At 48.1% G+C, this 10,906-nt stretch carries 8 protein-coding genes; all 8 read right to left on the bottom strand.

The genetic code is table 11. The annotated features are described in order from the left end of the window. Positions 1-856, bottom strand: an 856-nt coding sequence (locus OB13_RS09090) for a COX15/CtaA family protein (protein WP_461489847.1), incomplete at its 3' end; no start/stop codon positions are given. 84 nt (positions 857-940) lie between these two features. After that, on the bottom strand, positions 941-2,767 hold the full coding sequence (locus OB13_RS09085; protein ID WP_461489846.1) for a cytochrome c oxidase subunit I: 1,827 nt from the start codon (positions 2,765-2,767) through the stop codon (positions 941-943). A 32-nt stretch (positions 2,768-2,799) separates the two neighbouring features. Beyond that, complete coding sequence (locus OB13_RS09080) at positions 2,800-3,852, bottom strand: cytochrome c oxidase subunit II (RefSeq protein ID WP_461489845.1); 1,053 nt, start codon at positions 3,850-3,852, stop codon at positions 2,800-2,802. Between the two features lie 24 nt (positions 3,853-3,876). Beyond that, positions 3,877-5,145 carry a quinol:cytochrome C oxidoreductase gene (locus OB13_RS09075; protein WP_461489844.1) on the bottom strand — a complete coding sequence of 423 codons (1,269 nt, stop codon included), beginning with the start codon at positions 5,143-5,145 and terminating at the stop codon, positions 3,877-3,879. A 30-nt stretch (positions 5,146-5,175) separates the two neighbouring features. Beyond that, positions 5,176-5,829 (bottom strand): c-type cytochrome, encoded by a 654-nt coding sequence (locus OB13_RS09070; protein WP_461489843.1) that lies wholly within the window; start codon positions 5,827-5,829, stop codon positions 5,176-5,178. After that, a complete protein-coding gene (locus OB13_RS09065; protein ID WP_461489842.1) occupies positions 5,829-6,353 on the bottom strand; it encodes a DUF3341 domain-containing protein in 525 nt (174 codons plus the stop codon). The genes OB13_RS09070 and OB13_RS09065 overlap by 1 nt, the downstream gene beginning before the upstream one ends. Next, complete coding sequence (gene nrfD, locus OB13_RS09060) at positions 6,346-7,773, bottom strand: NrfD/PsrC family molybdoenzyme membrane anchor subunit (RefSeq protein WP_461489841.1); 1,428 nt, start codon at positions 7,771-7,773, stop codon at positions 6,346-6,348. Before nrfD ends, OB13_RS09065 begins: the two co-directional genes overlap by 8 nt. Positions 7,774-7,793: 20 nt before the next feature. Beyond that, a complete protein-coding gene (locus OB13_RS09055; RefSeq protein WP_461489840.1) occupies positions 7,794-10,799 on the bottom strand; it encodes a TAT-variant-translocated molybdopterin oxidoreductase in 3,006 nt (1,001 codons plus the stop codon). Positions 10,800-10,906: the final 107 nt, after the last annotated feature.

The following is a 10,906-nucleotide window of genomic DNA, read 5'->3' as shown; positions in this document are numbered from 1 at the left end:
CCATCAATACACCAATTGCTACTTCGATTGCTACCAGCAAAAGCATCCAGTTTGTCAGTACTCTCAGTTGGCGGTCTCTGAGCTTATACACGGTATAGGCCATGTAAAGATTGATCGCCAACAACAAAATAGAAAAAGAACGATGAATGTAGAAGCTTACCCCCAGCTGATCTACCCATAGATCCCGGTTGCTTCCGTGCATGTCAAAAGCAATGATATCTACTTCTTCCCTTACCTGCGTTCCAAGTAAGATCTGGGCAAATGTAGCGAGTGTCACCACTCCTATCACGACAAAAAGCTTTGGAGAGTATTCAAAACGTTTTGTTATAGAACCGGCCTGCGAACGAATGACTGCATACTGCAGCAGCGCCACCAGAACCAGCGCCAAGGCCATGTGTATGGTAATCGTAACGGGTAACAGGTTTGTCGAAACCACGATGGACCCGAGCCACCCCTGAAAACCCACCAGGATAAAACTGAACAAAGAAAGGTAGAAAACCGATTTATCTGTCTTCAGAAAAGGTATGGCGTATACGACAGTCAAAAAAATCAGAAAGCCGATGACGACCCCTACCAGTCGGTTCAGGTATTCGATCCAGGTCTTGGTGACATTGAACTCTGTCTCGATGTACTGATTCGGATGAGAAAAAATATAGGCGGAAACTTTTTCAAAGCCTAACCCATCCAGGTATCCGGCCAGCTTCTTATTTTTTTCTATCCTTTGCTCTTTGTAAACCTCCAGGTAATCCTCTGGTAATTGGCTAACATCAGTTGGAGGAACCCAACTGCCAAAACACTTGGGCCAGTCAGGACAACCCATCCCGGACCCGGTGCTGCGCACGATTCCTCCAACCAATATTAGAAAGTATACAGCTATAACTGTAAGTACTCCAATATTTCTAAACCTTTTGTACTGAAAAGATTTATTTGTCATTAATAGTTATTCTAAATCCCGCTCGTACGGCATGTTCGAAGACTGCGTCTGAGAGAATGGTACGTTCTGAGGGATGTAATCCTCTTCAGCACCTGGTTTACTATAATCGTATGGCCATCTGTAAACAGTTGGTATTTCGCCCGGCCAGTTTCCGTGACCCGGGTTGATCGGCGTAGTCCACTCCAGTGTGTTCGAATGCCAAGGGTTAGCTGTAGCACGACGACCTTTGAAGATGCTGTAAAAGAAGTTGAACAGGAAGATAAACTGGGCACCAAAACCGATGATGGCAGCTATACTGATGAAGGTGTTCATGTCCGTGAACATGTTGAACGAATCAAAACCTGTCCAGGAGTAATATCTTCTTGGGAAGCCTGCTATACCCAGGTAGTGCATAGGCATGAAGATTAGGTATACAGCTATGAATGTCATCCAGAAGTGGATGAATCCTAACTTCTCATCCATCATGCGGCCAAACAATTTCGGGAACCAATGGTAGATACCACAGAACATACCGAAGATAGCAGCAGCACCCATTACAAGGTGAAAGTGCGCAATAACGAAATAAGTATCGTGTAACTGAATGTCCAGTGCGGAGTTACCCAGGATGATACCTGTCAGACCACCGGAGATAAACAGGGACACAAACGCTACAGCAAACATCATAGCGGCTGTAAAACGAATATTGCCTCTCCAGAGCGTCGCGATCCAGTTAAATACTTTCACCGCTGACGGAACTGCAATGATCAGGGTCAGGAACATGAACACCGATCCGAGGAAGGGGTTCATACCGGTGACGAACATGTGGTGCGCCCATACAACGAAGGAGAGCAAAGCAATACCCAGCATTGAACCGATCATCGCTCTGTAACCAAAGATTGGCTTACGTGCGTTGGTAGCAATTACTTCAGAAACGATACCAAATGTCGGCAGGATCACGATGTATACTTCCGGGTGGCCCAGGAACCAGAACAAGTGCTGGAACAGGATCGGGCTACCTCCCGTGTTGGCAAGAGCCTCTCCGGCAATGTAGATATCGGATAAGAAGAAACTAGTTCCGAAGCTTCTGTCAAAAATAAGCAGCAGTGCGGCAGACAATAATACCGGGAATGAAAGCAGGCCCAGGATCGCAGTCAGTAACAAGGACCAGATCGTAAGCGGCATCTTCGTCATAGACATCCCCTTGGTTCTCAGGTTGATAATCGTCGTGATGTAGTTCACACCACCTAACAACTGAGAAACAATAAACAGAGCCATGCTGATCAACCACAGCGTCATACCTGTACCTGATCCGCTAATAGCCTGTGGCAGCGCACTTAGCGGCGGATACACCGTCCAGCCACCACCGGCAGGTCCTGTCTCGATGAACAGGGAAATGAACATAACGACACTGGACAGGAAAAAGAACCAGAAGGAAAGCATGTTCATAAAACCGGAAGCCATATCACGGGCACCGATCTGCAACGGAATCAGGAAGTTGGCGAACGTACCGCTCAGACCAGCTGTCAGTACGAAGAACACCATGATCGTACCGTGCATGGTTACCAATGACAGATAGAATTCCGGATCAAGCTTACCATTTACAACCCATCCACCCAGAATTGGCTCCAGGAAAGTAAAGGTTGCTTCCGGCCAGCCAAGCTGCAATCGGAAGAGAATGGAAAGGAAGCCACCAATAAAACCCCAGAATATACCTGCAAACAGGTACTGCTTGGCAATTACTTTGTGGTCCTGACTAAAGATGTACTTCTCAATAAAGTTCTGCTCATGATGGTGATCATGCTCTTCATGAGCGTGATGTACATCCTTATTAATGGTGATATCTGTACTAGACATTGTTGATTGATTTAAATGCTACAACTCTGTTTTTACTTCTTCGCATTCTCTGTACTTTTCTCAAGCACCAGCTGCTCCTTGGCGTCATCCGCAAACTTGGTAAGAAGCTGTGGATTCTGCTCGATAAAAGGCTGCTGTGATGCTAACCAGGCTTCATAATCTTCCGGCTCATCAACAACGAGTATAAATCTCATGGCGAAGTGACCGCGTCCGCATATTTCAGTACAAGCTAACTCATAATTGAACTCTGGATTTCCTGTTTCAGTCCGCATTTCGTCCGTAGTCTTGGTCGGAACAAACCAGAATTTGGTAGGCATACCTGGTACTGCGTCCATTTTAAGACGGAAGTGAGGCAGGAATACACTGTGGATTACATCCCGTGAACGGATCTTCAACAGAACCGGCTTTCCTTTCGGCACGTGGATCTCACGTGGCATAAAGTCGTCCATTGAATTCGGATCGCTGAAATCAACACCAAATTCGTTTGTAGCATCGATCAGGCGGAAATTAGCTGTACCCAGTTTGTTATCTGCTCCCGGGTAACGCACCATCCAGTTGAACTGCTTGCCCATTACCTCTACTACTACGGCATCTGCAGGAGCTGCACTCGTAATATTGGTCCAGGTCTTCCAACCCGCAAAAACCAACAGGGCCATCACGACAGCCGGGATCATCGTCCAAACGATTTCCAGCTTGTTGTTGTGCGGATAGTAATACGCCCGCTTGTCATCCTTGTGCTGGTACTTATAAGAATACCAGAACAGCAGGATCTGTGTAATGACAAACACAATGCCTATCACAATCATGGTTGTCCAGAACAGGCTGTCTGTCCACTCACCGTGAACAGAAGCAATCGGCTGGTTCATCTCGTCCCATGAATCTGCAAAGGACCAGAAAAAAGCTGCACCACCTACTATCAGGAAGAGCAGTAATAAAACCCCGTTTACTTTATTACTTGTCTTGGTAGTTCCTACCGCACGCTGTGTGGAGCCTCTGAAAATGGAAGCCAGCGTTCCGATCCTGAACAACAGGAACAGGATGACAAATAAAAGTACAATGGATAACCCTATGGCGAACGTAATCATTTTATAATGCTTTTAGTAAGATCTCTAAACATGATGGTGAACACTTTCTTCCACAAACGGATGGTTAACTGGCACAAGAGAGGCTTTTGCAAGGCCTTTTGTGAAGGTCAGTAAGAACACACCCAGGAAAACAAGCGTAGTACCAATCTCAATAAACCCTATACCTGCACCTTCACGAAGCGTACCTGGCATCATCATAAGGTAGAAGTCCAGCCAGTGGCCAGCAAGGATAGCTATACAAACGATCTTTAGCATGATCATCTGACGCTTCGCATCTCTCGTCATCAAAACAAGGAAAGGGAATGCAAAGTTTACCAAAAGGTTCGTAAAGAATATCCACTTGAAATGTCCGTTGTTTCCGCCCAGTCGCTCGATGTAGTAGATCGATTCTTCCGGCATGTTGGCATACCAGATCAACATAAACTGGGAGAACCAGATGTATGTCCAGAAGATAGAGAAGGCAAATACAAACTTACCCAGGTCATGCAGGTGATTGGCGTTAACCATTTTCAGGTAGCCGTTCTGCTTGAGGAAGATTACCGCAAGTGTTATCGCGGCCAGGCCGGATACCCACCAGCTGGCGAATACGTACCAGCCAAACATGGTTGAGAACCAGTGTGTATCGATGGAAAGTACCCAGTCCCAAGCTGAAAGAGAAGAGGTTACACCGAATACAACCAGGAACATCGCAGAAATCCGGATGCTCTTGTGGTAATAGGAGTCACCGCCATGCAGGTCTTCATTGATAGAGTTTCTTCTCAACCAGTTAAAGAAGAAGATCCACAGCGCGAAGTAAACTACCATCCGGATCAGGAAGAACCAGAAGTTCAGGAAAGGCGATTTACCAGCTATAATCGGGTCATAACGCGGGTCATTCACATCATACAGGTATTCGTGCGTCCAGTGGAAGATGTCATGACCGCCCAGCAGGAACGTGATCAGCATCACGGCACCTCCTATAGGTAGGAAGTAACCCAATGCTTCAGGTATACGCTTGATTAATACGGACCAACCTGCATACGCCACATACTGTACGGCTACAAAGAATACGCCTACCAGTGCTATACCTGTGAAGTATACGTTGTTCATCCACAGGTTAACGTAGAGTCTCTTGGTCCAGGAAACTGCTTCATGGCCTGCTGCTGCCGCTTCTCCATGGCCTTCGCCATGCTCCGCTCCGCCGCCCAGGGCCGCTATTATTATACCAGCTATAAGCAGTACGACACCTATAGCAATCATTAAGAAAAACTTGTTGTTCGTTTTTCTGGAAATGATGAGTCTTTCTTCTGTCATTATCCTTTTGATATTATGCCTTAGACTAAGTTATTGGGGTGTAGTACCTGTTACAGGAGCTTCAGTACCGGTTTCAGCAGCATCCTGAGCTTCCTCAGTTCCGGCTCCGGCGCCTACCTCTCCTTTTTGCAATTGCTGCACATACATCACGATCTTCCAACGCTCTGTTGGGTTTACCTGTGAGCCATGTGGCATCATTCTGCCTCTTCCGTTCGTGATCACATGGAAAATGTGGCCAGCTGGAAGGGTTGCTACTCGTCCGGCTGAATAAGAAGGAACACCTTTGAATTTCTGACCAACCAGTCCCTGACCGTCTCCCTGCTCACCATGGCAGGAAGAGCAAAAGCGGTTGTAAAGAACCTGGCCTTCGGCTAGGTTTTGCTCGTTGTATTCGAGCGGATTTTTCAGTTCCACACCAGCGACCTCGGCTTCGTCTTTGGACAGGTACATGTTGTAACCCATCTTGCCGCGTGCTACAGTGCCTGGCGCAGGCTCACGCATGTTCAGGCCACCCGGGTTATACTTGTTTTCTTTTACCTGAGAATAAGGATCAAGCGGAATAGAATGATACATGTCAGGCGCATACTCCAGTCCTGGGTCCTGATCATTGCTACAGGCTACTAGTAGAGCACCTGTAAATAAGACGGCTGAGGCTTTGATGCCTAAGTTTAGTAGACCTTTCATTAGTTGATTACCTCCTTCTCGTTAACTTCAATGGCACCATTCGTACGAAGCAGGTTGTTCAGTGCCGGCATATCGGTTACCCCTTCTTTCACTTCGATCGCCATTACAAATTTGTCGTCTGTAGAGCGTTTGTCAAACACGTTCACCTTGAAGGAAGGCCTCAGTTTGGTGACAATGAAGAAAGTGATGACCATACCGAATGCTGAAAAGAGCACCGTAAGCTCAAATGTAACTGGAATAAACGCCGGAAGAGAAATGTGAGGCTTACCACCGATGATCATCGGCCAGTCAAAACCCAGCATCCAGATCTGCATCCACAAGGCGAAAGACATACCTGTCAGTCCGCAGAAGAAGGCTACAATCGGTAGTCTGGAGCGCTTTATGCCTAATACATCATCTATACCGTGTACAGGGTATGGTGAGAATACTTCATAAATGTTAGTGCCGGCAGCCCGTACGTTCTCGATGGCATGTAGCAGGACATCCTCATCATCGTAGATACCTAGAACGAATTTTTTAGTCATTGCTATGATGTGTATTAGTGTGCGAATCCTTATCAGTACCGTGCATGGACTTAACCGGGTGGTGCTTCACTTCTGAAGAAGACTTCAGGATAGCTTTCACTTCGGCCATGTTCACTACAGGGAAAAATTTGGCAAACAAAAGGAACAGTGTAAAGAACAACCCAATAGTTCCTACATAGACTCCGATATCAATGCTTGTCGGAGAGAACATGGCCCAGGAGGATGGCAGGTAGTCTCTGTGCAGTGACGTCACGATAATTACGAATCGCTCGAACCACATACCGATGTTCACGAAAATAGAGATGATGAAGGTGGCCGTTAAGCTTCTTCTGATCTTTCTGAACCAGAACAGCTGTGGCGTGATCACGTTACAGGTCATCATCGACCAGTAAGCCCACCAGTAAGGACCCGTAGCACGGTTGATGAACGCATACTGCTCGTATTCCACACCGGAGTACCAGGCGATAAAGAATTCGGTGATATACGCCACACCTACGATAGAGCCTGTCAGGATAATTACCTTGTTCATTGACTCCACGTGCTCGAGCGTGATGTAATCTTCCAGCTTGAAGGTCTTGCGGGTAATGATCATCAGCGTAAGTACCATGGCAAATCCTGAGAAGATCGCACCTGCCACAAAGTATGGAGGGAAGATGGTGGTGTGCCAGCCTGGAATTACGGACGTTGCAAAGTCCATGGATACGATCGTGTGCACGGAAAGTACAAGTGGTGTAGCCAGACCTGCCAGAATCAGGGATACTGTTTCATAGCGGGACCATGCTTTGGCGGAACCCGTCCAGCCGAAAGAAAGGAAAGCATACGCTCTGCGGGCGATCGGGCCGGTTGCTCTGTCACGAATGGTAGCAAAGTCCGGAATCAGACCGATGTACCAGAATACAAGTGAAACTGAGAAGTAAGTGGAGATCGCAAATACGTCCCAAAGGAGGGGCGAGTTAAAGTTAACCCAAAGCGATCCGAATGTGTTTGGCAAAGGAAGTACCCAGTAAGCTAACCAGGGGCGTCCCATGTGCAGCACCGGGAACATGGCGGCACAGATTACGGCGAAAATCGTCATCGCCTCTGCCGCACGGTTAATAGAAGTTCTCCATTTCTGGCGGAACAACAAAAGGATTGCTGAGATCAGGGTACCGGCGTGGCCAATACCTACCCACCATACGAAGTTGGTAATATCCCAAGCCCAGCCAACTGTTTTGTTAAGGCCCCACTCACCTATACCAAACCACAAGGTACGGTATACAGAGTAGAAAAATATAGCCAAACCAACCAGAGAAACGGCAAAGGCAGCTGCCCAACGCATGTTGGGCTTTGCCTCCACTTGTCTGCACACATCTTCGGTGATGTCGTGGTATGTTTTCCCCCCGGTTACAAGAGGCTCTCTTATCGGAGATACATGCTGCATAACGCTATCTAATTTTTAAATTAAGCTAAGTTTCTAATTTTTGTCAGGTATGTTACGTTCGGCTGTACGTTCAGTTCTTCCAGTACGTGGAACGCACGTTCACCCTTTTCACGAACCAGCGTCTTAGAGATACGGCTTTCCGGATCCAGCATGTCACCGAAGATGATAGCATTGGTAGGGCATGACTGCGCACAGGCACTCACGATCTCTCCGTCTACTGGTCTTCTGTTTTCACGCTTGGCTTCTAACTTACCAAGCTGAACACGCTGTACGCAGAACGAGCATTTCTCCATTACACCTCTTGATCGAACTGTAACATCCGGGTTCAACACCATCTTACCCAGGTCGTTGTTCATGTTGTAGTCGAACTTATCGTTGTTAGCGTAAGCGAACCAGTTGAAACGACGAACTTTATACGGGCAGTTGTTAGCACAATAGCGGGTACCTACGCAGCGGTTGTACGCCATTTGGTTGATACCTTCAGAGCTGTGCATAGTCGCAGCAACCGGGCAAACCGTTTCACACGGTGCGTGGTTACAGTGCTGGCACATCATCGGCTGGAAGATCACAGAAGGATTTTCCGCCGGGTTTTCCATGGTCTGGTAATCTTTCGCTTCGTGTTCTACCGAGCTGTAGTAGCGGTCGATACGCATCCAGTGCATTTCACGACGGTTCAGTACTTCCTGCTTACCTACTACCGGGATGTTGTTCTCGGCCTGGCAGCTGATGGTACAGGCACCGCAACCGATACAGGAGTTCAGGTCAATGACCATACCCCAGTGGTGGTTCTTGTACTCGTAATCTTCCCAAAGAGAGATAGTAGACGGCTTGGCAGGTCCTTCGTGCGTAGCCAGACGGATATACTCGGTTACCTCTTTCGGGTTCTCCTTGTATTTCGCCAGTGTGTTCTCCTGAACTACCAGACGATCCATGATCGTGTGGTGTGTCTGCATCTGAGCGATCTCAATGGTTGAGTTCGTTTTCTCCAGCTGCACAGCTCCAGTATACAGGATAGCATTATCTGCCACTGTAGCGATCGGGAAGGCATTAGCGCCTATACCTTTGGCTACCGGCATCGCTTCCACCTGACGGCCGTACCCCATGGCTATACCTACGGTGCCTTGTGCCTGACCCGGCTGAACAAGAGCAGGCAGTTCAAAGGATTTGCCGTTGCCGAAGGATACTTTCAGTACATCGCCCTGTACCACTTTCATTTCCTCTGCCATCTTGCGTGGCATGGTAATGTAGTTATCCCAGGTTGCTTTTGTGATAGGGTCTGCCATTTCCTGCAACCATGGGTTGTTAGACTCAGCGCCAGTACCTATCGCAACTTTCTCATATACTACGGCTTCAATGCTGTTACCAGCGGCAGCTTTGGTAGCTCTTCCGGCAGCATCTGCAGCAGTCATGGTGCTGGCAGCACCCGCGTTAACGGCCAGCATACTGGTACCGTTCTGTAGCACACCGTCATGCACGGCTTTCTCCCAGAAGGCATTAAAGTCTCCTGCGGCAGCTTTTCTCCAGTTGTTGCGGATGTAATCGTAGTAGGTTGTTTTATTCCCGCTCCAGGCCAGCAGGCTGTCCTGTGCCTGGCGGGTCATGAAGATCGGGCTGATAACCGGCTGCGCTAAGCTCAGGAAACCTCTCTTCGGCTCATAGTCATTCCAGGACTCCAGGTAATGGTTGTCTGGTGTTACGTAATCAGCAAGAGCGGCTGTTTCTTCCACGCGATCAGCGAAAGATACTTTCAGGCCGACACGCTTCAACCCGCTGATCACACGCTCTGCAAGCGGATGATCGTATACCGGGTTTGCATTGTAGAAGAACACAGCACCTACGCCGCCGTTGTTCATTTCCTCGATCAGGCGAATCATCTGCGCGTCGTTACCCTGCTTTACAAAGTAAGGAGCAGCTGTATCGATCGTCGTCCCTTCGGCACCGATTGTTTTGTTGATAGATGCTACCAGCGTCTGTACGGCCGGATCGTTGGATCCTGACACTACCAGAGCGCGGCCGTTATTGGCTTTCAGGTCTTTGATAGCAGCGTCAATCGCTTTTTTGTCTACATTGGCAGGGGCGCTGGCACCCTGGCCTGACAGACCATTGTATAGGGCTTTAACTACAGCCAGTTCATCGGATGGTTTGATCGGAACGCGCACGTCAGCATTGGCACCAGTCAGAGACATGATGGCCTCAAACTGATAGTGACGGGACATGTTCGGGTTATCCGCTGTTGGTTTTCTATTCTGAATGTATTGCTTGGCGAAAGGTATAGGCGATACCCATGTTCCCAGGAAGTCAGCGCTGATGCTTACAATGATGTTTGCCTTGCTGAAATCATAGCCGGGTACCAGGCCACCGTTTGCACCGATCAGGGCAGAAGCCGAATTGGCATCGTAGGTTACGTGCTCAAAATTGCCTAAGCCAGCACCAAACTCATTGATGAGCTGCTTGGTGGAGGGGCTGATAACCGTAGAAGAAACAAAAGCGACTTTGCCATTCACGCGGGAAAGCGCTGCGCGGATCTCACTGTCCACCTGCTCCCACTTCGCCTCTTTGCCTTTGATGAGCGGGGTGCGCAGTCGGTTGTTATCGTACAGGCTCAGCACAGAAGCCTGTGCCTTCGGGCTTGTACCCATTGGCGTTAAAGTAGATCCTGGATTGGGCTCAATCTTGATCGGACGACCTTCGCGGGCCTTCACCAGAATGCTGTTATAATCGCCGTTGTTGTAATAAGTAGAGGCATACCAGTTGGCTACGCCTGGCTCTACGTCTACCGGCTTGTTCAGGTAAGGTATAGCTTTCCTTACTGGCGCTTCGCATGAAGCAAGGGTGGCCGCTGCCAGACCAAAACCCAATAGTTTCAGAAAATCTCTTCTTGGAGCTGTAACACCCGCAGATTCGGTTTCTCCATTGGCTGCGTTGATGGGCAGGAATTCTGGAAACTCATTATGAGCGTTTTTCGCGAATTCAGGAGTGTTTTCAAGCTCCTCTATTCCTTTCCAGTATTTTATTCTGTTTTGCATATTATATCTAGAAAACTCGAATTCTTAAATCTTAATTGATTAATAGTGGCACTTAGAACATTCTGTACCGCCATTAGATGACACCGTGAAAGCACCTTTAGAGCTCT

The organism is Pontibacter sp. HJ8 (assembly GCF_054824225.1).
The sequence above is the reverse complement of the archived record's forward strand: the minus strand, read 5'-3'. Positions and strand labels throughout refer to the sequence as shown.

What these genes read in the sequence shown, in the direction of transcription:
- OB13_RS09085 (WP_461489846.1), bottom strand. Translation starts at nt 2,767, where the DNA reads ATGTCTAGTACAGATATCACCATTAATAAGGATGTACATCACGCTCAT.
- OB13_RS09080 (WP_461489845.1), bottom strand. Translation starts at nt 3,852, where the DNA reads ATGATTACGTTCGCCATAGGGTTATCCATTGTACTTTTATTTGTCATC.
- OB13_RS09075 (WP_461489844.1), bottom strand. Translation starts at nt 5,145, where the DNA reads ATGACAGAAGAAAGACTCATCATTTCCAGAAAAACGAACAACAAGTTT.
- OB13_RS09070 (WP_461489843.1), bottom strand. Translation starts at nt 5,829, where the DNA reads ATGAAAGGTCTACTAAACTTAGGCATCAAAGCCTCAGCCGTCTTATTT.
- OB13_RS09065 (WP_461489842.1), bottom strand. Translation starts at nt 6,353, where the DNA reads ATGACTAAAAAATTCGTTCTAGGTATCTACGATGATGAGGATGTCCTG.
- nrfD (WP_461489841.1), bottom strand. Translation starts at nt 7,773, where the DNA reads ATGCAGCATGTATCTCCGATAAGAGAGCCTCTTGTAACCGGGGGGAAA.
- OB13_RS09055 (WP_461489840.1), bottom strand. Translation starts at nt 10,799, where the DNA reads ATGCAAAACAGAATAAAATACTGGAAAGGAATAGAGGAGCTTGAAAAC.